The sequence below is a fragment of the Bacillus sp. PS237 genome, assembly GCF_037963345.1.
Taxonomy (GTDB): Bacteria; Bacillota; Bacilli; order Bacillales; family Bacillaceae; genus Bacillus; species Bacillus subtilis.
Genome location: NZ_CP150156.1, coordinates 2,569,431 through 2,593,036, shown reverse-complemented (window position 1 = coordinate 2,593,036; position 23,606 = coordinate 2,569,431). Strand labels below are relative to the sequence as shown.

Sequence of the window (23,606 nt, the reverse complement as noted above, 5' to 3'; positions counted from 1 at the left end):
ACGTAGTATCTTATAACGTACTTATTACTATGAACGATATATAGTAAGGACACACGAGAAATAACAACAAGAATCATGAGGTGAGAGAGACATGGCCTATCGAATATTAGTCGTAGAGGATGATGAGGATATTGGTGATCTTTTGGAGGAATCCCTTACACGTGCAGGTTACGAGGTGCTAAGAGCCAAGGATGGAAAGCGAGCATTGCAACTTGTGAATGACTCGCTTGATTTGGTTATTTTGGATATTATGATGCCAGGCATTTCGGGAATTGAAACATGTCAGCACATCAGGAAATCCTCTAACGTCCCGATTCTGTTTCTGACGGCCAGATCGAGTACACTCGATAAAACTGAGGGATTACTCGCCGGCGGCGATGATTATATGACTAAACCATTCTCGGAAGAGGAACTTCACGCTAGAGTGATTGCTCAATTACGCAGATATACTATCTATCAGGAAAAGAAGGAACAGGAAGAAACATTTCTTATCGGGGGCAAACTAAGAGTGAGCGAAGAATTTAATGAGGTGTGGAAAGAGGAGAAGCAAATCAAGTTGTCAGATCTGGAGTATCGTATCCTGAAACTTCTGATGAACAAACGCAACAAAATATTTTCTGCCCAAAATATATATGAGAGTGTGTGGGGACAGCCTTACTTTTACTGTTCCAACAATACGGTGATGGTGCATATACGGAAGCTGCGCTCCAAAATTGAGGATGATCCGGCACGTCCGGTTTATATAAAAACTGAATGGGGAAGAGGATATCGATTTGGCGCATCTTAAATTTACGCTAACCAAAAAACTGGCTTTGCTGATAATGGTTGCTGCGATTGTGAGTGGTGTGATCTTTCTGACGTTGCAAAAGATCACAGATGATCTGATCGAGGGATATCTGAGTTCGGAAGAGTATTATCACGAGGAGTCAGCAAGATACATTCAAAAATTCAGCAAGTACGTTTCAGAAAATGAGTTGTCTACATCAGATAGAAAAGCGTTTGGCGAGTGGGTCAAAAAAGAAAATTACATTAACCTCACCATATTCAAGGATCAGGAGCTGCAATATGATTCTATTTATTCCGAATCGGATTATGGAAAGGAAAAGCTGACTCAGTACGCTCAAAATCATTCACATCCTGTCAAGTTTAGCGATGGTGAAGGACGAGTCATTATCGACGGTTTCTACTCTTCCCGATATTATGATCTGGCCTTTGCATTGGATTTGCTCGGGGCAACCCTCATCTTTTTAATCATTGTTCTCTTCGGAATTCGCCAAAGTCTTCGCTACCTTAAAACGATTCATCAAGAGATTCATATTCTTGAAGGGGGCGAACTGGACTACGAGATGACGATAAAAGGGCATGATGAATTAGCGATGATTGCAAAGAGCATTGAGGATCTGCGGAAAGCTTTCCTGGATAAACTTAAAGCTATCGAGGAATTGCAAGCTGAGAGCCGCAGCCTGGTTACCGAAATGTCGCACGATATGCGCACACCGCTGACGTCGCTGATCATGAATCTGGAGTTTGCCAAAAAAGAGGGAGGCGAAGCGGGTGCCAGCAAAGATCGGTATGTAGCCAATGCTTATGGTAAAGCACTGCAATTAAAAAGCTTGTCTGACAATCTGTTTGCGTATTTCCTGCTGAACAAGGAATATGAGGCCGATCTGGAGACCGTTGCAGTGAAAGAAGTGATCTACGATCTAATATCAGATCAGATTGCTATCCTTCATCAGGAGCATTTTCGGGTCCATATTTCAGGCGAGCTGCCGGAAACCTATATTAACGTGAATTTGGAGGAGCTTGGTCGTGTATTTGATAATGTGATGTCAAACTTATTGAAATACGCAGATCCGGAAGAAAAAATCAGTATCACGTTTGTATCGGATCAAGAGATATTTGAGATCCATGTTAGCAATACGATTAAACTTGCAGATATAACACCGGAAAGCAACGGACTCGGTGAAAGAAGCATTGCGCGAATGATGTCCCGCATGCAGGGACAGTTTCACAGTATACAAAAGAATTCTAAGTACTACATTGTGCTACGATTTTGGAACACCAAGATGTAGGCTGAGAATAAAAACCACGAATATATTGAAATAGGAGACAACATGATGAGATTTTCTAACAAATTCAAAAAGGTGCCTTACCTGTTACAAGCGCTTCTCAACGTCTGTCTGTTCTTTCTGGCGTTAGCCTTAAGCGCACTTCTGATCAGCGAGACTTGGTACATTGTGCTATTCGTATACAAGTCACTGTTCAACAAAGTGGACAGCTATTATGAGATGCTTGGAGAACTGCTTATATTCTTCATGTACTTTGAGTTCATTGCTTTGATTATCAAATACTTCAAATCAGACTTTCATTTTCCGCTTCGCTACTTCATTTATATTGGCATCACAGCTGTCATTCGTTTGATTATCATCGATCATGATCAGGCGATCTCAACGTTCTGGTGGGCGATGGCCATTCTTGCAATGATTTGTGGATTCTTTATTGCCAATAGACGAAATTCTGTTGTTGAACATTAATAAATTAGTTCGCATTATGCCGAAACGCCGCCGAAATGTCCTAATTGTGAAAGGGAACTGGTACAGATTTTTATAACTCTATCTGTTTAATGTCAGCTCAGAAATCTGTAGTGGATCAAATTGAATCGTGGTTGTAAGTGGATATCCGAATGTATTTATTGGCTACTTTAACAGACATGTCCCGATGAAATAGCATTAACTGTTTGGAGATGAAAATCGCTTCTTTATTTCACAAGGAAGAGGTTAAAATTCTTAATAAATAAGATGAAAAAGTTAGGTTGGACGTTTATTGGGTTTTTGTAACCATTTTTTACCATAATTGATATAAACGTATAGAAATGATAACAAATGAATATATAGTGTGTAATGAAAATAAGCTTTCATAACCAATGAGCTAGATTTACTATATTGAGGGCCTAGTGATATAGAAAACAGATCGATGGTACAAACCATCGGTTTTTTTATTTGTTTTCATACTCATTGAAAATCACCTCATTAGGACAAACAGGTATTACGCAGCATTACCCAAGGGGTGATGTATTTTATGAAGGTAATAATCATCGAGGGACTGCAAACTGACAAATGCATGAACGATTGCTATCATTATTTAATAAAACTTTATAGGCAGGAGATCCAGGGTGATAGCAATATATCGTGGAACAAGCGATCAAGGGATCGAGCATCGACAGCCAGATCGAGGCCTGTATAAAGAAAGCAGGGACTAAAGATGTACTGAAGTATACCGATCTAAGGATTTTCTCAGGAGAGCTTTTAGAACGTCCGGCTTTGAATGCCTGCGGGAGGATTATAAGTCAAGTTATTTGTTACGATCCTGCCTGTCTTTCTCGGAGAGCTTATCAGCGATGAAAAAAATGATTTTCATAACTCTTTCAAATAGAGAAAGCCGGAGTATGAGATCCGGCTTCTTCTGCATTATTTCCCCTTCGCCTTCTTCCGCTTTTCCTTCTCTGCCCGATAAAACTCATGAAACATCTTCATCAGCGCCCGCTTTTCAATCCGCGATACATAGCTGCGTGAGATACCGAGTTCTTTGGCAATCTCTCGCTGCGTTTTTTCCTTCTTCAAATCAAGTCCAAACCGCCCGACAATCACTTCCTTCTCACGGTCATCTAAAATGTCAATGTATTGTTTCACTTTTTCAAGCTCCATATTGAGCTGGATCGTATCTATCACGTCTTCGTTTTCTGATTTCAAAACGTCAATCAGGCTTATTTCATTCCCTTCCTTATCCTGCCCGATCGGATCGTGAAGGGAGACGTCTTTTTTTGTTTTTTTCAATGCGCGCAAATGCATGAGGATTTCATTATTCATTACAAAAAGGGGGGGCATAAATTTCCCGTAACAGTTTGACTAAATAAATGTTGAGTCAGTTTCCTGTAATAAATGCTTAAACGTTTCTTAGCGAATGAAGGGGATACCTTAAATAACCAAGCTACATTTTCAATTGCATGTGATTGTATGTACGGAAGGTTGATATTACGCAACATGCAAGTTGGAATGCAAAAGTGATATGTAAAATAATTGGACTGCCAATCCAAATAATCAGTCCAAGTTGCAGGCATTGTTTTTTTATCGCCTTCATGTCTATATATATGGCAAAATTCATGAGCAAAATCATACCATTGTTCAGTTCGGCTTTTACGGCTGTCCAAGCATATATTATAAATTCCGCTGTGTTTAAGTGCGAAGCTTGTAACAGGTTTAAACGAAAGCCTGATATCTAAAGCCTCGGCAATCCGTTCAAAATTAATTTGTTCTGGTTCTGTAATATCAATCTTCTTGTATAAGTTTTCAATCCAATCCTCTAAATGACTGTTTGTATACCTCAAGATGAAAAACCTCCTTAAAGACGACAATCTAAAAATTGGATTCGTTTAAATATTATATGGAAATCAAGACTTTTTTCATAGGAAAATGCGTCTAAGGAGATGGAATATGAATCCGTTTAATCATGACTGTTTTCGTAAGTATTATGATTTTAACACGCATCTGGATTTCCCTCGAAAAGTAAAGGTCTTTTAGGGATTTATGTCAAAATAATAGTAAGTACGTTATGCAACAAACAGGGAGTTTGGTTGCTTAATAAGGAGGGGAAGTATGAAAAAAAATATTCACATATTGGGAGCCTCTGGTGTCGGAACTTCAACATTGGGTGCTGCATTATCAAAGCGTTTGCCTCATACGCATCTTGATACTGATAATTACTATTGGTTAGACAAATTCACTAAAAAAAGAGAAATTCCTGAAAGAAGAAAGTTGCTTGAAAAAGACTTAACAATCAATGAAAAATGGATTCTTTCTGGTGCAGTGTGTGGCTGGGGCGATAATCTAAAAAGTTATTTTGACCTTGTCGTCTTCTTATGGATTCCACAAGATATACGGCTTGAGAGACTAAGGCACAGGGAATTTCAGCGTTATGGAAACGAAGTGTTAGCCGGTGGCAGTAAATATGAACAATCAAAAACATTTTTAGAGTGGGCTTCTTTATATGATAATGCTGGAATGGAAGTTAGAAGTAGAGCTTTGCATGAACATTGGATGGCAGATTTATCTTGTCCAGTGTTAAAGATTGAAGACGACTGCTCAGTCAATGAAAGAGTTGACCGTGTCTTGGATTATCTGAGTTCTAATTAAACTAACGGATAGCAATAGCTGCATCAGAAAATAAATCCAAAAATCAAAGACAGTTCCAGTATGGCATTTAATGAGCTGTTTTTTTAATACCGCTATCAATTTGCCTACTATTTTTGGTAGCATCCCCACAACAGAGAAGAGATTGTTCTTCATAAGGAAGTTTTTGGATCAGTTGCAGGAAATGGAACCTCAACGATTAGATACATCCTAAAACCTGTCCAGCTAGTGCTTATGTTGGTTACCATTGAGTGAAAAGCACTTGCCGATCCTTTTTTGTTGGTGTAATCATTAGTGAATTATTACAATTGCAAATGATAGGGGCAAGGGAATAAATGGACTTCAAAGGAGTTTAATCATGAAAAATAATGATAAGAAGAAAGAGGTTCAAAGAAAATACAGAGAAGAGATTAAAAAAAAGAAACAAAAGAATGAAGATAATAAAAATTTTATTAAAGAAACAATTATTGTTGTTACGATAATTGTATTGTTTATTTTTTTCACATACACTTTGCAAGGTTTTTAACAAGAAGCCCTCTTTTCCCATTTCGATACTCTGCAATTTCCCTCACAATAAACGCTCAATTTTTTTACATGAGAATATAAAAGAAACATAAATGAAAATATAAATGAGAAAAACAACAAAAACCCTTGTCACGTAAGGGTTTGTAAAGGATTCAAAATCACTTTTTAAATGAGGGTATGAATGAAATATAAATGAGAATCTAAATCTTATTAGTAAACAGAATTAAACATAATAAACAGAAATAAATAATAATAAACTAACTGCGTTTATTTATCTGATTTCCGTCTTTCTTTTAATTGCTCCGTTATAATCTCCAAAGCAGCCTGTAAGATCTCATCTGTTACCTCACCGTCTTTTGCTGCAAGGAATGTTTCAGGATCGTTTAACACTTTTTTTGCTTCATCCTGAAATACTTTTTCATTGCTTTCTCCTTTAAGAAGATAATCCAAAGAAACATCAAGTATGTTTGAAATATTAATTAAGGTTTTATAGTCAGGCTCACGACTACCTAGTTCATAGGCGGTGTAGGCAGGCCGAGTAATTCCAAGTTTATCAGCCATATTTTGTTGGGTTAGTTTCTTTTGTTTTCTGCACTTTTTCAAGTTCTCGGAGAACATATTAATCACCTGACTTTTGTTTTTATTCTATATCTCATTGTAACGTAACAAAGGGTTACATATAAGTTTTGGTAACAAAACGATACTTTTTTTATGAAAATGTGTTGACAATGTAACGAATCGATACTATTATCTAAGTAACGAAACGTTACATTTTCTGATTAAGGGGGTGAAAAATGATGAGAAAATGGCTTAAGAAAAACCGCTTAGAAAAAGGGTTTACTCAAGAAGAAGTTGCCAAAGCTGCACAGATTGGTAGAGCATACTACACCATGATAGAAAATGGTACTAGGAAGCCTAGTGTTATTGTCTCAAAAAAAATAGGAGAGAAATTAGGCTTTGACTGGACTATTTTTTTTGAGGATGTATGTAACGAAACGAAACATAATTCTAAGGATTCAGCATGATTAGAATTCACAAAGGAGGCCTTTTAATTATGAAAGTCATCTTGAAAAAAGGACCACTGTTTGAACAGGCAGAGGCCAAAGCCTACAAATACCTCAGTGGCATACTTGTTCAGCGTATGAATGAACACCAAGAGAAGCTTGCGCAAAAAAATAAAAAGGAATCAGCCTAAGTCATTTATAAACAGCATGGTCTTTCAACTTCAATTTTAAAACTAAAAACCTAATATAACAGGAGGCAAACATATGGAGAACAACCCATACAATATGCGTAATTTACCGCAGATTATGCGTAGTGCCCGTAAGGCTGCAGGTCTTTCACAATACCAAATCGGCAAGTTAATCGGAGGTAAGGATCAAAGGTATGTTTCAGATGTTGAAAATGGACTTGCCAAGCTTACTCCAGAGTTATGTATTAAATGGTTTGAGAAGTGCGCTGCCTATGAACATATTGATCTTGTACATTACTTATTCAAACTTCATCCTACAGCCGCTGCTCCTATTGATCCGGCACTCAATGAATGTGCAAGTAATGCGGTGATTAATATGGTTCACCAATTGGAGGAAGCACTGCAAGCAACCAAACATTTAGCCCGTTGGCTCACGGATAACCGACCAGGTAAAACAGAGGAGCTGCCGATGGCCGATATTAAGCAGATTTTTGATTTGATTGCGGCTAACAAAACATTGATTTATTCACTTGTTCGTACTCACGGGTTGAAAATGCAGGAACTTGCAGATAGATGGACGCGGAAAGCTCTAGTTGATCAAGTTGCTATGGCAAAACAAGAAGGAAGGCAGGCGGTTTCAGTATGAATACTAATCATTTCTTGAAGGCAGATGTTCCTATCGCAAAAAGAAAAATCGAATCAGCAGAAGAGCTATCAATCATGCTGTCAGAGGCATTACGTGATGGTGATTATGAAGAAGCGATTAGTCTTGCTGGAAGCATCAAGGTTCTTACTGAGGATATTAGCCGGCTTGCAAACAAAGGACGCCTTTATGAAACGGCATTGAAAATGCAACAGCAAGGTATCAACTTAACTGTAGTGAGCAGGTGTATAGGATGATGGTTCATTTTGTTCATAAACCGGCAACTGCTCTGGAAGTTCGTAAATGGTGTGTGATGATTCGTAACAATAGTGAATTCCATCTGTTATGGGATAGACGTGCAGACAAATTCAGAGAGGAGAATAAGAATGGTCGAAAATCCAATGGTCATAAACAACTGGCACGATAAGCTGACTGAAACGGATGTACAAATAGATTTTTACGGTGATGAAGTAACACCAGTTGATGATTATGTAATTGATGGCGGCGAAATCATTCTCAGAGAGAACTTGGAAAGGTATCTAAGGGAGCAACTTGGTTTTGAATTTAAAAACGCGCAATAAAAAAGCCCACTCGGCAAAGTGGACTTCTTTAAAGGCTATCTAAAAAAACTCATGTGCAAATATTTTATCAGATAGCCTCAATAAAAACAATGGGGGTTAGGTGGAATGACAAGCAAACGGGCTGAGGTTCTTGCTAAGAATTCTGAAATGAGCCGTGATGAATGGCTTATTGAAAGAAGAAAAGGAATTGGCGGCTCAGATGCATCCATTATCTTGGGGCTGAACAAGTGGAAGACACCTTTTGAATTATGGTTAGACAAAACAGGACAGGTCCCTGTTAGTGAATCGCAAAGTGAAGCTGCTTACTTTGGATCATTGCTAGAAGATATTGTTGCAAAAGAATTTGAGATACGTAGTGGCAAGAAGGTTAGACGTAAAAAAGCAATACTCAGACATCCAGAATATAATTTCATTTTGGCTAATGTTGATCGAATGATCGTTGGTGAAAAAGCGATCCTTGAATGTAAAACAACATCAGCCTACAACTTAAAAGAATGGGAGGACGAAGAAATCCCCGAGAGCTATATCGTTCAGGTCCAGCATTATCTGGGTGTGCTTGGACCTGAATATCGGAAAGCTTATTTTGCTGTGCTGATTGGCGGGAACAAATTTGTCTGGAAAGAGATTGAGCGAGACGACGAGTTAATTGACATGATCTTTAAAGCAGAGATTGAGTTCTGGAATGACAAGGTCTTAGGTGGACAAGCTCCTGCTTTAGATGGTTCAAGTGCTGCGGAGGAATACCTCAAAAAACGATATGCCGAAACGGAAAATAACAAAGCTATTGATTTAACTGCGGCTAATCGAGAACGTATTCAACAATACTTGCTTATTAAAGAACAGATCTCAGAGCTTCAAAGCCAGGCAAAAGAATTAGAGAACCAAATCAAACATGAAATGAAGGATGCAGAGTATGGGTTTATCGGTAACTATCAAGCTTGCTGGAAGCCTGTTGTCTCAAATCGAATTGACACGAAAAAGCTCAAAGACCAGTTTCCGGATGTATACGAGAAAGTTAAAAAGGAAACTCATTTCAGACGTTTTGGAATCAAGGAGGTTAGCTGATTATGGCTACTAATCAATCAATTAAAAACAACATCCAAAAGAAACAAAAAAACGTACCTGTGCAACAACAAGGAGCAACAATGAAAGGGCTACTTTCCTCACCATCTGTTATTAAACGATTTGAGGAAGTGTTAGGGAAGAGGGCTACACAGTTTACTGCTTCTATCTTAAGCCTTTATAACAGCGAGCAGATGCTACAGAAAACAGATCCTATGAGCGTCATATCCTCAGCAATGGTGGCAGCTACACTCGATTTACCTATAGATAAAAACTTAGGGTATGCCTGGATTGTTCCTTACGGAGGTAAGGCTCAATTTCAGCTTGGATACAAAGGATATATCCAGCTAGCCTTACGAACAGGCCAATATAAATCCATCAATTGCATACCGATTCATGAAGGCGAATTGCAGAAGTGGAATCCGTTGACTGAGGAGATCGAGATTGATTTTGAAAAACGAGAATCAGACGCGGTAATTGGTTATGCAGCTTATTTTGAGTTGATAAATGGCTTCCGAAAAACAGTGTACTGGACAAAGGCACAAGTAGAGAAGCACAAAAAGAAATTCAGTAAGTCTGATTTTGGATGGAAAAATGACTGGGATGCGATGGCTCTTAAGACTGTATTAAAAGCAGTTTTGAGCAAGTGGGGGATTCTCTCTGTTGAAATGCAAAAAGCAGTTATTGAGGAAGATGAAACAAGGGAACGGATTGACATTACCAATGAGGCAGACAGTTCAGAAATTATCGATTCCGAGCCTTCAAACAAAGATGAAACGGAAAAACCAAGCGCCCAAGAAACCGATCCTTTTGACGGCAAGCCTGTAGATATAAAAGACGATGAACTTCCGTTTGATTGAGCCGGCATCTCTGACATAACTGCACTCTGTGAAAGGAAGTAGGTGATTGACTTGGACATAAAAGCAATGGGGTATGTGGTCATACCCCGACTACCATTCAAAGAGTTTAGGGATGAAAAAATTTATGATCACTTGTTCAAAAGAGCTGAATACAGGCCAAATCAAGAGCTAGAACTTGGGCAGACCATTATCAAAGTTGTGGAACTAGCAAAAGATTTTAACTGGTCAGCTGCACAGATCAAATACTCACTAGACCGAATGGAGAAACAGGGATATATCAAATTGCACCGTCTTCCACAAAAAAGAGGGTTCATCGTCACCATACTTCATTATGCAGACTACATACAACTAGGAAATTACATGAAGAACAAAGCTTTGGAACCAGCTCAGATTGAACATCAGGAGGTCGATGACAAAATGAAAAATGCCTTTGAGCTATATGAAAACAAAGTTGCTCGGTCAGTCGGCCCGATGGAGGCACAGCGGATCGGCTACATGGTCGACGATTATGGTGAGGAAAAAGTGATGGAGGCTATCAAGACAGCGTTTCAATTAAAGGGGAAAGCTGCAAGTTTGTCATATGTTCAAGCCATCTTATCAAATCCATTCACTCAAAAGAGAAAGGAGAAACAATATGGCTATAAACAAAGCAGTCAGTATAGACACCGCATTTCAAACGATCATGCAGGAACTTCGGGAAAGGTCAGCCCGCTTTTTGGGAACAAAACAGGCCGTATCAGAAGAAAAGGCTGAATTTGATTGTCCTTATTGTAAGGATCGTGGAATTGTCGTTTATCGAGTCCATAAGGACACTTCTTGGCATTTAGATGAACAGTTAGACCTTATGGTTCCGGACGATATGGTGTCGGAAGATGATTTTCTGTTAGGTAAGGTTTGTACGCCGGATAAAGCTAGCGAATGGAAAGATACTTATTCAAAACAGTGTGAATGTGTAAGACGAAAGAAAATTGCCAGACTCATGGCAGCTAGTGGCATTACAGAAGAGTTTGAAAAGCTTCTCTTTGGTAACTTCATAACGGACGGTAAGCCAGACATGATCAAGGACGCTTATGAGTGTGCAGTGGAATACTATAAAGATTTTCAAAAGATCAAAGGAGAAAGGCAAAACAGTATCGCATTACTTGGACAGCCAGGTAGCGGTAAAACTCATTTGCTCACGGCGATTATGAATAATCTGATCAAGAAAAAATCAGTACACTGCATGTATTTCCCTTATGTAGAGGGCATGGGTGATTTGAAAGCTAACTTTGATAACTTAGAAGCAAAACTCGATGCCATGAGAAAGGTCGAAGTTCTATTCATTGATGATTTATTTAAACCAATAAACGGTCAACCAAGGGCAACAGACTGGCAGGTTGAACAAATCCAGTCAGTCTTGAACTACCGGTATTTAAATCACAAACCTTTGCTGATTTCTTCGGAGTTAACAATCGATGAGATTTTGGATATAGACGAGGCTCTTGGTTCACGAATTCACCAGATGTGCCGTGATTACATAGTGATTATTAGAGGCGATCGAATGCAATTAAATCATAGGTTAGGTGATTGGGAATGAAAAAGAAAACGAATATAAAAGCAACTGGTGGACTTTATATATTTGGCCCTTCAAATCGAAATGAAGGTAAAGATCTTACACCAACAATCCGTTTACTTGAGGAAAAAATAAAGCAAATGGAGCGGATGCTGAGTGCTTAAAGCAGTCGTGTCTCTGCTGATAATTTTACTTTCTGCACCGAGAATAGAAAAAGAAATTAAGTTATGGGAACAGCTTGACGGGAGGTAAAGAACAGTTGGATTGCATTAAGTTCACTGTTTATGGTGAGCCAGTCGCACAAGGAAGGCCGCGTGGATCAATACGAAATGGGAAGGTGCATATGCGTGATCCAGCGAAATCAAAGTATTTCAAACAGTATGTGGCATTGGTTGCGTCTCAGCATCGACCAGAAACAATTATTACTGGTCCTGTCTCAATGGATGTCAAAGTGTACAGACCAATGCCTAAGTCAGTTTCAAACTCAAAAAAGAAGAAAGAGAAAGCTGAAAAGGGCCTTCTGCGGCCGACTACAAAGCCCGACGTTGATAATTATGTAAAGGGCGTGAAAGATGCTTTGAATCATCTGATATACAAAGATGATAGTCAGGTTGTGGATTTGAAAGTCAGTAAGTTTTATAGCGAAGAGCCAAGGGTGGAAGTCATGATAAGAGAGGTTTCTGCCTAAAAATAAAAAACACCGAAGCGCTTAGCCTCAGTGTTCTTGATATGAACTGGTACTTCTATCATAACATAGGGGGCGCTTTGAGTGTACAATCCAAGAGAAATAAACATCAAAAAAGACTTCACTATTCAGCAGAAAATTGACCCAGGAAAAGTTCAGATCATTGTTTTAGATGGGAATCAGGGAACTGCACATGTTTTAGATGCTCCGGAGCACGGCAAAACAGTGATTCAAACTGTAAAGGGCAGCTTTGCAAGGGTTGATCATGAGATAGGGTTTAAGGTGAAATGAGAAGAAGATATAATACTTTATAAAAAGGTAAACAAGAAGGAGGATATCTCCTCCTTCGGCTTGGATGTGCAGGTTATTCCTGTTCAGGTAAATTGTCAGCTAATGTTTCTAATAATTGTTGAGGCTCTTCTAAATTCTTTTGGGGTTCAGGAAAGGCTTCAACTGTTTCAGAAGGTGCATCTAAAGATGGGTGGAATTGGGTACCTTCATGGAGTAATTCTGCAAAGATTTTAACCGATTGTTTTATATGTCCTATTGATTCTGTTGAATAATTTGCTCCTTCAGTAACATTTTTTATTTCGGCATCTGTTATTGTGTCAATACCCTTTTCAATTCCATCTAGCAAAGCTTTGGAAGTTTCGACTTGTAGCTTTAATTGCTCATTTTGAAGAGCTAGCTTTTCGATGTTTGCCTTAGTAATGAGTAATTCTTGAGATCGCTTTGAAATGTTTATAGCTGCATCTATAAGTTGTCCAACAAATATTACTGCAGCTGAACTGTTTACTAAGATGTCAATCCACATTGAACCTGTGTCAAAACCCTGTAATTTATAATGTCCATTAATTTCCTCAAGGGTAATACCATTCTGAAATGCATTATTTAATTTTTTGATGAATTTTTCTAGTTCTTCTAATGAGTTGTATTGAGGGAGTTTTACGCTAATTACGTTCTCATTTTGATCAGAAACTGACTGATCAATTAAAATTCCAAAACCACGTAATTTTTCTTTTACAATTTTTATATGATTAGTAATTTGATTAGCGATGTGATTATCCACTTCAATCTTATCTTCAGGTACACGTGAATAATATATACTTCCTAGATCTTTAAATCTCTCAATATCATCATCTAAAAAACCAAGTTTAGACAACTCGTTAATTGCATCTAAAGACTTTTGTAAATTAAGAACAGTCTTTCTGTTGCTGTGCGGTACGTGCGAAACACTAACTCCAATTTGTTTATTATAATTGTCGAGTAAATTTTTTATTTCTCTAACTCTCATATAACAACCTCCACTACTTTATAATAAAATTTTACCATATTTAAGGAGGGAGTTGAATTTTTTTCCTTAGGTAATGTGAATTCATTAAAGCATAAAATATCCAGTTAGTCCAAGACGGAAAGCCTGCGGACACTGAACTTACAGTATTACGCTGTATGTTTGGTGTCCGTTTTTATTTTGAAAAGGAGGATACTTTCATGAATCGAAAAGAAATTGAAAATCTAATCAATAGCTATCACTGGATGGTGAAAGAGGTTCGTCGATTGCAAAGGGTACTCTATGGTTCAGTAATTCCCATGAAGAATTGGGGTGTTGCTCAATATGGATTAGAAGCTACTATGCCAAAAGGAAGTCCTGGGAAGAGTCAGGCTGAGCTAAGGCAAATGGATATGAGAGAGGAACGTCTTTTCAAACGTCTTAAGTATTATGAAGAGCGAGTATATGCAGTTGAATTAGGGGCTGAAAAGATCCATGGTGAGCAGCATAAAGTCATTTATGATTGCATGATGGAGGGTATGAGCTACCGCGCAATAAGTCTTCACCTTGGCATTTCAAGGGAAACTGTACGCAAAATGAAAGATGAGTTCATCAGCCAATTATGCCAAGATTGCCACTTTGAGCGTTTGTTGAATCTGAAAAAATCTGTAGTGTAAAATGGGAGGCAGGTCGGCGCGGCGAATTATTCCTGCGTCACCACTAAATTTAGGTTTTATACAACAGTTTCGTTCGACAAATTTTGCGAATAGTACCTGTATCGCTCTCTTTTGCCGATAATTAGTAAAAGGAGGGGATGAAATTGATTCAAATAGATTTTGGTACAGTCATTACTAGTGCTATAACAGCAGTTTTTTTTACAGGTGGAACTAATTATGTTTTACAAAAGAAGAATAGAAAAGGAAATGAAATTTTCACAAAAGGCTATATACTAATTGATGAGATTTATAATATTAACAATAAAAGAATTGAAACCGCTGCTGCCTTTGTACCGTTCTATAATCACCCAGAAGGATACTTAGAAAAATTACATACTGATTATTTTAAAGAGCTATCGGCATTTGAACTGATTGTTAAGAAATTTTCAATACTCTTTGATAAAGAACTGAATATCAAGTTACAGGAATATATAAATTATTTAAGAGAAGTTGAAGTGGCATTAAGAGGTTTTATGAACGATGATCCAATAATTGAGGTGAACTTCAATCAAGAATATATTGAGCGGTTGATTGATGAAATAACTAATTTAATAAAAAAACATATTTAAGCTTCTTTTGAGGAGCTTTTTTATTTTCAAAACAACTCAATCTAAAAGGAGGCGGCAGTGAATGTAGATGGTTGATAAGCACATACAGGCGTATAAGGATTACGCCAAAGGTATGAAATACAAGGACCTTGCCGAGAAATATGGGGTATCTGTGAACACCATTAAATCGTGGAAACAACGCCATGGTTGGCAAAGAAAAAAGGGTGCACCCTTAAAAAAAGGTGTGCACACAAAAAAAGTAGGTGCACCACTCGGTAACAAGAATGCGTTAGGTAATAATGGCGGCGCACCTAAGGGAAATCAAAACGCTGTGACTCATGGATTCTTCTCTAAGTTCCTGCCAGAAGAAACGCTATCCATCATGGAAGGGATTCAAGAACGTTCGCCTGTCGATATGATATGGGATCAGATACAGATCCAATATGCCGCAATAATAAGGGCGCAAAAGATCATGTTCGTTTCTGATAAGCAGGAAATGATTAAAGAACTGAAAAAGAAAAAGTCTGTGCTATCTGAGACAAACGAAGTCGAAGAGGAAGAATTCGAATTTCAATTTTCTTGGGATCGTCATGCAACGTTCTTGAACGCTCAATCTCGTGCAATGGCAGAGCTCAGGAATTTAATTAAACAGTTTGATGAATTAGCCCATTCGGAAGACGAACGACGCCTTAAATTGGAGCATATGCGCTTAAATATCAACAAGAAAAAAATAGAGATCGAAGAACTTACAGAAGAAGATAAACCTTTTGAGATCACCATTGTAAACAAAGGTGATGACAGTGATTAAACAGGTAAATCCACATTTTAAAGAATTTCTCTTTGACTGGAATCAAAAGTTTCAGTTTCTTGTGGGTGGTTATGGATCATCCAAAAGCTATCATGTGGCGCTCAAGATTGTTCTGAAATTGCTCAGAGAAAAGCGTACTGCACTTGTTATCAGAGAAGTGTACGACACACATAGGGACTCAACATTTTCACTTTTTGATGAACTTGTAAGTGATCTAAAATTAGATCATATCGTTAGATGTGTATCTTCTCCGATGCAGATTCGATTTTCAAATGGCAGCAGAATCATCTTTAAAGGGATGGATAAGCCAGCCAAACTGAAATCAATCAATAATATTTCCCTCATTTGGATTGAGGAATGCTCTGAAGTAAAATATGAGGGGTTCAAGGAGCTTCTTGGACGTCTTCGTCACCCGACATTGCCGCTTCACATGATACTTTCAACAAATCCAGTTGGAGAGGACAATTGGACTTTTAAGCATTTCTTCAAGGATGATAGGGAGAAGCGCTTTGTACTGGATGATAAGGAACTTTATGAAAAGCGGATAATCGTTAGCAACGACACCTATTATCATCACTCAACGGCAGATGATAATCTTTTCCTGCCAGAAAGCTATGTCCAGCAACTTGAAGAATTGAAGGAATACGATCCAGACCTTTACCGAATTGCGCGGAAAGGTCATTTTGGCGTGAATGGAATTCGGGTTCTGCCGCAGTTTGAAGAGCGACCGCATGAAGAGGTTATGACTGCAATCTCTAATATTAACCGCCCGCTTAAACGGGTTGGCATGGACTTTGGTTTTGTGGAATCGTATAACGCCGTCGTTAGGGTTGCTGTGGATCATGAAAAGAAATATCTCTATATCTACTGGGAGTATTACAAAAATGGATTAACGGATGATAAGACAGCCGAAGAACTTAAGGAATTTGCAGAGACTAAGGAATTAATCAAGGCGGATTCAGCAGAGCCAAAGACAATCCGTTATTTTCAGCAACACGGTTTCAATATGGTGGGTGCCCGTAAATATCAAGGATCACGCCTTCAGTATACAAAGAAAATCAAGCGGTTCAGGAAGATCATTTGCTCTGATCGTTGCGAGAACACGATTTATGAGCTTAAGCCGCTTGCTTATGCTACCGATAAGCTGGGGAACATCATAGAAGACGAGTTCACCATAGACCCGCATACACTGTCAGCTATCTGGTACGCTCTCGATGATTATGAGGTAACCGATTTGAAAGAAGAATCAAAAGGAAGACCGCAAAGATCAAGACCAGGAAGGAGGTAAAGCATGTCAAAAAAATCTGTTAAAGCACGAGTGATCAAAGCCTCTCCACCTACTGAATCAACGAAACAAATTTATGAAGATGAATTTGCTGACAGCTATGACAGCAATATTTTGCCTCCTCCGTATAACCTAAAGGAATTAAAAATGATTGCTGAGTATTCAACAATCTTACAGCAATGTGTTGATGCCTACAGGACAAATATTGTGGGCTTTGGATTTGATTTCGAGTATTCTTTTGATGTGAATTCGCCAGATGTGACAAATGAAGAAAAAACAGAAGCTGAAAGTGAATGGACAAAGCTTGAAGAGTTCGTTAAATATCTTCACTTTGATGAGTCAGCTGAGACTTTACTCGGATTTGTTATTGAAGATAGAGAAAAGACGGGCAATGGCTTTATTGAGGTCATTCGAAACGGTGAAAATAAGCCAGCCGGCATTGAATACATGGACGTTCAAAATGTACGAGTTTGCAAACTGTCTGAACCAATCGAAGTTGATTTTACGTACTTCGAACAAGGACAAATGAAATCAATCAAAAGAGAGAAACGATTCCGAAAGTATGTTCAGATGATTGACGGCCGTATGGTTTATTTTAAAGAATATGGTGATCCTCGCACTTTAAATTTAGAGACAGGTCAATATGATGAACAGACCCCATTGGAGAAACGAGCAAATGAAGTGGTCCATTTCAAAATAGGAAGCGGTATTTATGGGAAACCGCGATGGATTGGCCATATTGTTAATTTGTATGGTGCTCGTAAAGCTGAAGAGCTGAACTTTATGTACTTCAAACAAGGAAGACATATTCCCGCTGCCATCACAATAGAAAATGGAATGTTGTCTGAGGACTCATACACACAATTGCAGGATTACATGAATGGGCTTGAAGGAGTGGAGAACGCTCATAAGTTTCTATTACTTGAAGCAGAAGGGATAGCGAAGGGGAAAAACATTCATGGTGATGAAGAGATTGCACCAGTGAAAGTTGATATTAAGTCACTTGCTGAAATCCTTCAAGAAGATGCTTTGTTTCTTGAATATGACCAAAAGAACCGAGATAAAATTAGATCGGCTTTTCGTTTGCCCCCACTTTATACAGGTGAAGCTCAAGATTACAACAGAGCGACAGCTGACACAGCAAGAAAGATTACTGAGGAACAAGTATTTCAGCCTGAACGAAAATTAATCACAGGTAAACTGAATGCTTTATTTCTAAATGATCTTGAAATTCATAAAGTCCGACTCCAACTAAAAGGGCCAGACTTTAGAGATCCTTTAGAAATTGCTAAGGTTCTAACACCGTTTATAACAGCAGGTGCAGTTTCTCCGAATGATTTACGCGATTTGGCTGGACGGGTACTTGGTAAGACGCTTGAAGAATGGCCAGAAGAAGAATACAACAGGCCGCTTGGTAAAACTAACGAGTCGTCCGTTTCCGATCCTTTGGCTGCACTGTTTAAATCTAAGAACGGTACTCCTAATATGATCGGGTTATTAAAAGATATGCGGGATGTTCTGGAGGATTTGAAGAGATGAACAAAACGGATAAGCTATTGGAGAGTTTAAATGTCTTTATTCAAAAAGCCGAGGAAAATCAGTATAAGCAATTGGGGGAGATGGTACCTGACTTTCCTGGCAAATCTAATATCCCCAAATATGTGGAGGAATATGAAAAAGGCATTGCCAGATTGCTCAGACGCCAGCATAAGAAGTTTTTAGATGGTCTCAAAGGTTTTGTAAGCAAAGACTCAGAAGAGACGTTAAAAGCCCTTCTAGTGTTTTTTACTCAGAACCTATTCGCGGAGGATGACTTCGAGGAAGAATTTCAGGAACTGACTGAGGGATTCCTGCAACAGACTATTGAAGAAATGGCTGAAGTAATCATGGATTCAATAGATCCAGAGGTGCCTTTTAAAGTCTTATCCAATCGTACGATTAATTGGATTAAGGATTGGTCAAAGAAGCTGGCTGAGATCATGAAGTTAAACACACATGAAGTGGTGGAGGACGTGCTAACTAATGCTATCGAGAACGGTTCATCAATCCAGGACATTGAGTTGACTCTCAAAGACATGCCACAATTTGATAGGGAGCGGGCGCGTACCACAGCCATCACAGAAGTGCTTGCCGCTTCCTCTGCCGCGCAGCATGAATCATATGCACAATCGCCGGCAGTAAAGAAAAAGAAATGGCGGCACAGCGGAGGGAAGAAGAACAATCCTCGTGAAAATCACATTGATCTTGACGGTACAGTCATTGGAGTAGATGAAGAATTTCAGATACCGGGCAGTAGCGAAACCTGCATGTTTCCGAGGGATCCTAAACTATCAACAAGGGAGCGGGTTAACTGCCATTGTGTTCTATCGCCTGTGGTAGATAGTAAGATTTTAGGCTTATCACCCGAAGAAAAAGAAGAGATTCAAAGAGAAGTCTTAGCAAACATGGAATAAAATAGTATAATGTCCTCATTACATATTAGGTGGGGAAAATATGAATTGGATGGAGTTTATCTCTTCAATAGTCAAATCAATCATTTGGCCGGTAGCAATAATTATCTTGGTTTTTAAATTAAAACAACCGGTTTCAAATTTGATCAGTACCTTGGCGAAAATTAAATATAAGGATTGGGAATTTGAATTCACTATTGACCAAAAATTAGATAAGATTAGTTTCCAATTGAATAAAGAGAATCAATATGGAACTGATGATCAAAATCTAAAAGATTCATTAAATTTAGAAAGTAATTCTGAAATCACTGAGGAAACACATTCCCATTATAATGAGAAGACAAGCATTAAAGGGGATAATGACTTACTACTAAAAATGGAAATGATTCGTTTATATGGAGCAGTGAAAAATCTTTATGAAAAAGTATCAGAAAAAGATGATGCGGCAGATAAATCTCAAGGTATAGGCATGTTATACATGGTTGATTATTTGAAACGCCATAAAATTCTTAATGATTCATTTGCGGAAAGCTTACTTGATATAATGAATATAGTTCATGACTTAGAGAAAAGTCATATTTCACAAAGCTACATTATGAATAAATTTTTCTGGAATGTAGATAAGAGTGTAAAAAGGTTAATGGAGATAACAAGCAATTATGTTGCTGAGAATACAGCTGGTGAGACTTCTAATTAGAAGTCTTTTCTTATTTTAAGGAGGTGAATAACATGCCAAGAGAATTGGTGAACGCAAAAATCACACATGTTTCTTATGTGGATAAGGCTGCTAATCAAAAGCAGTTCTTTATTGTGAAATCAGAAAAACAACCTGATTTTCAAAAGGAAGTCAGAATCCTTGCGAAAGAGGCAGACGAGCAAAAACTTGTTTACGGTATCGTGTATGAACCTGATACAGTGGACGCCCACGGAGATTTCATGACAGCTGCAGAAATCGAAAAGGCCGCTCATGGATTCCTGAAAGATGCTCGTCAAATCGACAAGCAACATGACTTTCAGGGTGGTGTTGGTGAGGTGGTTGAGTCCTATGTCGCACCGGCAGACTTTGAAATGAATGGGGAAACCATTAAAAAGGGATCATGGGTCCTTGTCACAAAGGCTTCTGAGGAAGTATGGGAGCAAATCAAAAAAGGCGAAATTACCGGTTATTCAATGGCAGGAACTGCTGAGACGATTGAAAAACAAGAAAAGCCCGTTTCTCAAGAGAAAACAGATGAGAAAGGGCTATTTAATTTGCTCAAAAACTTTTTTGTTGGAAAACAACAGCAATCATATGAAGAGCCAGTTGCAAAGGCGGGCAGAAAATTTTCCGCTTCAAACCTGCAAGAAATTAAGAATGCTCATGCTGCCCTTGGTAATTTACTGAGTCAGGTAGAAACAAAAGAGGGGGAAGAAGAAATGACTTCGGAGGAAGTAACTAAATCCATTCAAGAAGCATTAGAGCCAATTAAGAAGCGGCTCGAGACATTAGAAAAAGAGGAAGAGCTTAATAAGAAAGATAAAGAAAAAGAAGAAGAGACTGAAAAAGAGGGCGAGAAGTTGAAAAAGGCAATTTCAGAAGCTGTTCAACCGCTCGCTGATCGTATTGAAGCAATCGAAAAAAGTCGCGGAACATCTAAGCAAACTGAAGAATCGGGTTCCGAACAAGTTCAAAAATCAATCTGGTCAGGGTTGTTTTAATGGATAAGGAGGATACGAATGAGAAATCAAGAGGTTATTAATAAAGCAGAAATGACGCTTTCTACTTTAGAGAGCGGCGGGATTATGAATCCTACTCAGGCTTCAACTTTTATTCGAATGGTACAAGATACGCCAACCATTTTAAGAGATGCGCGAGTTATTCAAATGGACCATGACACACAGAAAATCGAGAAGATCGGTTTTGGTCAGCGTATTTTAAGGGCAGCCCAAGAGGGAGTTGCGCTAACTAAAGATCAAAAGTCAGTTCCATCAACTAGCACAGTTAACTTAAGCACAAAAGAAGTAATTGCTGAAGTTAACATTACCTATGACACACTTGAAAACAACATCGAAAAAGATGGCCTTCAGAATACAATCATGCAAATGATAGCTGAGCGTGCTGCGGTTGATATTGAAGAGTTGCTTGTAAATGGGGATACATCTTCCTCCGACTCATATCTTGCACAATTAGATGGCATCAGAAAACAAGCTACATCTCATATTGTCGATGCTGCAGGTGAGGAACTGACACGTCAAACATTTAAACGAGGATACAAAGCTGTACCTCCTAAATATTTGCGAATTCCGCAGGAGTTCCGTTTCTATACATCGCCTGGTATTGAGGTCGAATGGAAAGATCGTGTAGCTGATCGTCAAACAAATTTAGGGGATGCAGCTGTTCAAGGTGGCCTTTCATCTGCTTTTGGTGTTCCAATCAAAGGTATTGCAAATTTACAGCCTTATACGATTGGAGAGGGAGATACTGCAGCCGATGTTTCTGATATCATCCTAACTCATCCGAAGAATATTATTCTCGGATTCTCTCGTAACATTCGGATTGAAGTAGATAAGGACATCCGTCGCCGTATGTTTATCATTGTTTTGACAGCGAAATTGGATAGTGTTTTTGAAGAAGAGGACGCCGTAGCCAAGATCGTGAAAGTGAAGGAGTAGGTGGTCTGGTGTGTTTACTGCAAAGCTTATTAAAGGCAAAACATACAATGTGATGGGAATAACCTTTCGAGCAGGTGTCAGTCAAACAGTACCGAAAAAGCTCTATGAGTATTTAAATGAAAATCCATATTTTATACTAACCCAAGAGCTTAATAATCAAAAGGATGATCCGATAAATTATACTGAATCGGAATTGAAAGGTATGAATAAAGCAGAGCATGAATCCATTATTTCTAATCTTGGTCGCAATCCGTCTGACTTCAAAAACGCAGATGAAAGAATTGCCTACATCCTTAAGCAAATAGATAACAAAGGGGAGTGACCTATGCTGTTAATCACTCCCGATGAATTAAAGAGTTATTCAGTTTTTGAGTCTGTAAAGACCAGACCTGACGAGTTGTTAAAACAGGATATCCTTGAGGCAACTGCCGATATCATTCTTAAAGTTGGACATGATTTTTCAGATGCAGAGTATATCCCTTTGCCTGAAACGGTTCGACTGGCTCTATTAAAGTTGTCTCAGTTTTATGCTCTTATAAATGGCGACGAGTCAATTATTAAAGGATATACAACTGAAAAAATTGGTGACTATTCTTATACTCTAGGGGATGGCAGTTCTCTTCAAAAACCTGATGTGTATGCATTAATAAAAGATTATGTGAAACCGGCTGACCCTGATTTAGAAGGGATTGAAGCGAAAGTGCGGATGAGATCAATATGAGTTATCAATCCTTATTGACTCACAGATGTGACATTTACCATCTGCAGGAGAAAAAAGAAAATAGAAAGCAAAAATTCGGGGTGCCGGTTGAAGATGTTCAACCGGTTTTTTCGTACCCTGATGAGCCGGACATAGAAAATCAGCCGTGTTATTTTACAGAGAAGAGTCAGTCCATTATCCAACAGGAGTCAAATGTATCTATTTATCAATCTTTCCTTGTGCATTTCCCTGCTACTGCTGATATTCGAGTAAATGACAGGGCGGTTTGGGATGGTACTGCTTATAAATTACAGAAGCCCCGCAAAATCAGGAATCATCATTGGGAAGTGACGGCAGTACGGGAGGTTGAATACTTATGAAAATTCGGGGTCTCGATCAGTTCATACAATCATTAGACCGGGCTTCTCGTGGGGGACTGAAGAGGAAATATGAGCAGTGGCTTGAATCAATGGGTTTTGAGTTCTTAGATATCATCCAAGATGAGATCATTAGGACGAAGACCGTGGACACTCGCCGCTTGCTCAATTCCTTTCAGAAAGGTGACCAGGATAATATCTTTTCAATGACAGAAGGCAGCTTAAAGTTGGATGTTGGAACAAATCTGGATTACGCCTCATACGTCAATGACGGGCACTTTACTATCGATCCGTCTAAAAATCAGGATAGACGATGGGTTCCAGGTCGGTGGAAAGGCGACCGTTTCGAATATGACCCTGCTGAAAAAAATTCCGGCATGCTGCTGAAGTTCCGATGGGTAGACGGTTCGGGGTTTTGGGATAACGCCATGGCCATTTTTCAGTTGATGTTTGAGAGAAGCCTTGAGCGGAAGCTGCAGCAATGGATTTATGAAGAATTTTAAGGCGGTGCTGC

At 38.7% G+C, this 23,606-nt stretch carries 36 protein-coding genes and 2 pseudogenes; 33 read left to right on the top strand and 5 right to left on the bottom strand.

All coding sequences use genetic code 11. From position 1 onward, the window contains the following. Positions 1-91: 91 nt before the first annotated feature. The 5 genes and pseudogenes from yrkP to NST22_RS13430 form a co-directional block, all read left to right on the top strand. On the top strand, positions 92-787 hold the full coding sequence (yrkP, locus tag NST22_RS13450; RefSeq protein WP_003229895.1) for a two-component response regulator YrkP: 696 nt from the start codon (positions 92-94) through the stop codon (positions 785-787). Next, positions 774-2,072, top strand: coding sequence for a two-component system sensor histidine kinase YrkQ (gene yrkQ / locus NST22_RS13445; protein ID WP_003246194.1), 1,299 nt, complete (start codon positions 774-776; stop codon positions 2,070-2,072). The genes yrkP and yrkQ overlap by 14 nt, the downstream gene beginning before the upstream one ends. 45 nt (positions 2,073-2,117) lie before the next feature. Then, positions 2,118-2,534, top strand: coding sequence for a phosphate-starvation-inducible protein PsiE (gene psiE / locus NST22_RS13440; RefSeq protein ID WP_003246154.1), 417 nt, complete (start codon positions 2,118-2,120; stop codon positions 2,532-2,534). Positions 2,535-3,078: 544 nt separating this feature from the next. Continuing rightward, positions 3,079-3,243, top strand: coding sequence for a hypothetical protein (locus NST22_RS13435; RefSeq protein ID WP_010886576.1), 165 nt, complete (start codon positions 3,079-3,081; stop codon positions 3,241-3,243). After that, positions 3,186-3,386 (top strand): annotated as a pseudogene (locus NST22_RS13430) (recombinase family protein); the annotation flags it as partial. The gene NST22_RS13435 and the pseudogene NST22_RS13430, both read left to right, overlap by 58 nt. Here NST22_RS13430 and NST22_RS13425 read toward each other — a convergent pair. The 3 genes and pseudogenes from NST22_RS13425 to NST22_RS13415 all read right to left on the bottom strand — a co-directional run bounded on the left by NST22_RS13425 (position 3,352) and on the right by NST22_RS13415 (position 4,384). Then, the gene (locus tag NST22_RS13425) at positions 3,352-3,468 is read right to left on the bottom strand and encodes a hypothetical protein (RefSeq protein WP_003229898.1); all 117 of its coding nucleotides are present in this window, start codon (positions 3,466-3,468) and stop codon (positions 3,352-3,354) included. The pseudogene NST22_RS13430 and the gene NST22_RS13425 sit on opposite strands and share 35 nt — an antisense overlap. Then, positions 3,468-3,860: pseudogene (locus NST22_RS13420) on the bottom strand (sigma-70 family RNA polymerase sigma factor); the annotation flags it as partial. The gene NST22_RS13425 and the pseudogene NST22_RS13420, both read right to left, overlap by 1 nt. A 5-nt stretch (positions 3,861-3,865) precedes the next feature. Then, a complete protein-coding gene (locus NST22_RS13415) occupies positions 3,866-4,384 on the bottom strand; it encodes an ImmA/IrrE family metallo-endopeptidase (RefSeq protein WP_004399097.1) in 519 nt (172 codons plus the stop codon). 268 nt (positions 4,385-4,652) lie between these two features. On the opposite strand from NST22_RS13415, the gene NST22_RS13410 reads away from it, so the two are divergent. Further along, positions 4,653-5,189 carry an AAA family ATPase gene (locus tag NST22_RS13410; RefSeq protein ID WP_004399117.1) on the top strand — a complete coding sequence of 179 codons (537 nt, stop codon included), beginning with the start codon at positions 4,653-4,655 and terminating at the stop codon, positions 5,187-5,189. Between the two features lie 355 nt (positions 5,190-5,544). Continuing rightward, positions 5,545-5,712 (top strand): hypothetical protein, encoded by a 168-nt coding sequence (locus tag NST22_RS13405; protein WP_003229900.1) that lies wholly within the window; start codon positions 5,545-5,547, stop codon positions 5,710-5,712. A 266-nt stretch (positions 5,713-5,978) separates the two neighbouring features. Here NST22_RS13405 and sknR read toward each other — a convergent pair whose 3' ends face one another. After that, the gene (gene sknR, locus NST22_RS13400; RefSeq protein WP_004398704.1) at positions 5,979-6,329 is read right to left on the bottom strand and encodes a transcriptional regulator SknR; all 351 of its coding nucleotides are present in this window, start codon (positions 6,327-6,329) and stop codon (positions 5,979-5,981) included. A 176-nt stretch (positions 6,330-6,505) separates the two neighbouring features. Between sknR and NST22_RS13395 the strand changes: the two genes are divergently transcribed. The 13 genes from NST22_RS13395 to NST22_RS13335 all read left to right on the top strand — a co-directional run bounded on the left by NST22_RS13395 (position 6,506) and on the right by NST22_RS13335 (position 12,577). Beyond that, entirely contained in the window at positions 6,506-6,736 is a 231-nt protein-coding gene (locus tag NST22_RS13395; protein ID WP_004398958.1) for a helix-turn-helix transcriptional regulator, read from the top strand. A gap of 29 nt (positions 6,737-6,765) precedes the next feature. Then, positions 6,766-6,906, top strand: coding sequence for a hypothetical protein (locus tag NST22_RS13390; RefSeq protein ID WP_003229902.1), 141 nt, complete (start codon positions 6,766-6,768; stop codon positions 6,904-6,906). A 73-nt stretch (positions 6,907-6,979) separates the two neighbouring features. Further along, positions 6,980-7,549 carry a helix-turn-helix transcriptional regulator gene (locus NST22_RS13385; protein WP_004398626.1) on the top strand — a complete coding sequence of 190 codons (570 nt, stop codon included), beginning with the start codon at positions 6,980-6,982 and terminating at the stop codon, positions 7,547-7,549. Beyond that, positions 7,546-7,803 (top strand): YqaH family protein, encoded by a 258-nt coding sequence (locus NST22_RS13380; protein ID WP_003245994.1) that lies wholly within the window; start codon positions 7,546-7,548, stop codon positions 7,801-7,803. Before NST22_RS13385 ends, NST22_RS13380 begins: the two co-directional genes overlap by 4 nt. After that, positions 7,800-7,973, top strand: a complete 174-nt coding sequence (locus tag NST22_RS13375) for a hypothetical protein (RefSeq protein WP_119123069.1) — start codon at positions 7,800-7,802, stop codon at positions 7,971-7,973. The genes NST22_RS13380 and NST22_RS13375 overlap by 4 nt, the downstream gene beginning before the upstream one ends. Next, a complete protein-coding gene (locus NST22_RS13370) occupies positions 7,933-8,127 on the top strand; it encodes a hypothetical protein (protein WP_003229905.1) in 195 nt (64 codons plus the stop codon). Before NST22_RS13375 ends, NST22_RS13370 begins: the two co-directional genes overlap by 41 nt. 105 nt (positions 8,128-8,232) lie before the next feature. Then, positions 8,233-9,192, top strand: a complete 960-nt coding sequence (locus tag NST22_RS13365) for a YqaJ viral recombinase family protein (protein WP_004398673.1) — start codon at positions 8,233-8,235, stop codon at positions 9,190-9,192. A gap of 2 nt (positions 9,193-9,194) precedes the next feature. Next, entirely contained in the window at positions 9,195-10,049 is an 855-nt protein-coding gene (locus NST22_RS13360; protein WP_003229907.1) for a recombinase RecT, read from the top strand. Between the two features lie 75 nt (positions 10,050-10,124). Continuing rightward, complete coding sequence (locus tag NST22_RS13355) at positions 10,125-10,802, top strand: DnaD domain protein (protein ID WP_116362964.1); 678 nt, start codon at positions 10,125-10,127, stop codon at positions 10,800-10,802. After that, the gene (locus tag NST22_RS13350; RefSeq protein WP_075058863.1) at positions 10,684-11,625 is read left to right on the top strand and encodes an ATP-binding protein; all 942 of its coding nucleotides are present in this window, start codon (positions 10,684-10,686) and stop codon (positions 11,623-11,625) included. The genes NST22_RS13355 and NST22_RS13350 overlap by 119 nt, the downstream gene beginning before the upstream one ends. Beyond that, complete coding sequence (locus tag NST22_RS13345; RefSeq protein ID WP_003229910.1) at positions 11,616-11,765, top strand: hypothetical protein; 150 nt, start codon at positions 11,616-11,618, stop codon at positions 11,763-11,765. The genes NST22_RS13350 and NST22_RS13345 overlap by 10 nt, the downstream gene beginning before the upstream one ends. 95 nt (positions 11,766-11,860) lie before the next feature. Then, positions 11,861-12,289 (top strand): RusA family crossover junction endodeoxyribonuclease, encoded by a 429-nt coding sequence (locus NST22_RS13340; protein WP_009967809.1) that lies wholly within the window; start codon positions 11,861-11,863, stop codon positions 12,287-12,289. Between the two features lie 81 nt (positions 12,290-12,370). Next, positions 12,371-12,577, top strand: a complete 207-nt coding sequence (locus NST22_RS13335) for an XtrA/YqaO family protein (RefSeq protein ID WP_003229912.1) — start codon at positions 12,371-12,373, stop codon at positions 12,575-12,577. Positions 12,578-12,650: 73 nt separating this feature from the next. On the opposite strand, the gene NST22_RS13330 is transcribed toward NST22_RS13335, so the two are convergent. Then, positions 12,651-13,580: a hypothetical protein gene (locus NST22_RS13330; protein WP_003229913.1), complete on the bottom strand. Its 930-nt coding sequence runs from the start codon at positions 13,578-13,580 to the stop codon at positions 12,651-12,653. A 197-nt stretch (positions 13,581-13,777) separates the two neighbouring features. Here NST22_RS13330 and NST22_RS13325 point away from each other — a divergent pair, with 197 nt between their 5' ends. From NST22_RS13325 to NST22_RS13265, 13 genes are all read left to right on the top strand, one after another. After that, on the top strand, positions 13,778-14,233 hold the full coding sequence (locus NST22_RS13325; protein ID WP_004398775.1) for a hypothetical protein: 456 nt from the start codon (positions 13,778-13,780) through the stop codon (positions 14,231-14,233). Positions 14,234-14,376: 143 nt separating this feature from the next. Next, a complete protein-coding gene (locus NST22_RS13320; protein WP_004398685.1) occupies positions 14,377-14,841 on the top strand; it encodes a hypothetical protein in 465 nt (154 codons plus the stop codon). Positions 14,842-14,908: 67 nt separating this feature from the next. After that, complete coding sequence (gene terS, locus NST22_RS13315; RefSeq protein ID WP_003229916.1) at positions 14,909-15,628, top strand: phage terminase small subunit; 720 nt, start codon at positions 14,909-14,911, stop codon at positions 15,626-15,628. Continuing rightward, a complete protein-coding gene (locus tag NST22_RS13310; RefSeq protein WP_003229917.1) occupies positions 15,621-16,916 on the top strand; it encodes a PBSX family phage terminase large subunit in 1,296 nt (431 codons plus the stop codon). Before terS ends, NST22_RS13310 begins: the two co-directional genes overlap by 8 nt. A 3-nt stretch (positions 16,917-16,919) precedes the next feature. Continuing rightward, positions 16,920-18,452 (top strand): phage portal protein, encoded by a 1,533-nt coding sequence (locus NST22_RS13305; protein WP_004398894.1) that lies wholly within the window; start codon positions 16,920-16,922, stop codon positions 18,450-18,452. Continuing rightward, positions 18,449-19,366, top strand: a complete 918-nt coding sequence (locus NST22_RS13300; RefSeq protein ID WP_004398748.1) for a phage head morphogenesis protein — start codon at positions 18,449-18,451, stop codon at positions 19,364-19,366. The genes NST22_RS13305 and NST22_RS13300 overlap by 4 nt, the downstream gene beginning before the upstream one ends. 40 nt (positions 19,367-19,406) lie before the next feature. Next, entirely contained in the window at positions 19,407-20,060 is a 654-nt protein-coding gene (locus tag NST22_RS13295; RefSeq protein ID WP_003229920.1) for a hypothetical protein, read from the top strand. A 32-nt stretch (positions 20,061-20,092) separates the two neighbouring features. Continuing rightward, entirely contained in the window at positions 20,093-21,061 is a 969-nt protein-coding gene (locus NST22_RS13290; protein WP_003229921.1) for an XkdF-like putative serine protease domain-containing protein, read from the top strand. Positions 21,062-21,079: 18 nt separating this feature from the next. Continuing rightward, entirely contained in the window at positions 21,080-22,015 is a 936-nt protein-coding gene (locus NST22_RS13285) for a phage major capsid protein (protein ID WP_003229922.1), read from the top strand. A gap of 10 nt (positions 22,016-22,025) precedes the next feature. Then, the gene (locus NST22_RS13280; RefSeq protein WP_003229923.1) at positions 22,026-22,337 is read left to right on the top strand and encodes a YqbF domain-containing protein; all 312 of its coding nucleotides are present in this window, start codon (positions 22,026-22,028) and stop codon (positions 22,335-22,337) included. Between the two features lie 3 nt (positions 22,338-22,340). After that, positions 22,341-22,736: a DUF3199 family protein gene (locus NST22_RS13275; protein ID WP_004398566.1), complete on the top strand. Its 396-nt coding sequence runs from the start codon at positions 22,341-22,343 to the stop codon at positions 22,734-22,736. After that, positions 22,733-23,095, top strand: a complete 363-nt coding sequence (locus tag NST22_RS13270) for a YqbH/XkdH family protein (protein WP_003229925.1) — start codon at positions 22,733-22,735, stop codon at positions 23,093-23,095. The genes NST22_RS13275 and NST22_RS13270 overlap by 4 nt, the downstream gene beginning before the upstream one ends. Next, positions 23,092-23,595, top strand: a complete 504-nt coding sequence (locus NST22_RS13265) for an HK97 gp10 family phage protein (protein ID WP_003246050.1) — start codon at positions 23,092-23,094, stop codon at positions 23,593-23,595. Before NST22_RS13270 ends, NST22_RS13265 begins: the two co-directional genes overlap by 4 nt. Positions 23,596-23,606 lie beyond the last annotated feature (11 nt).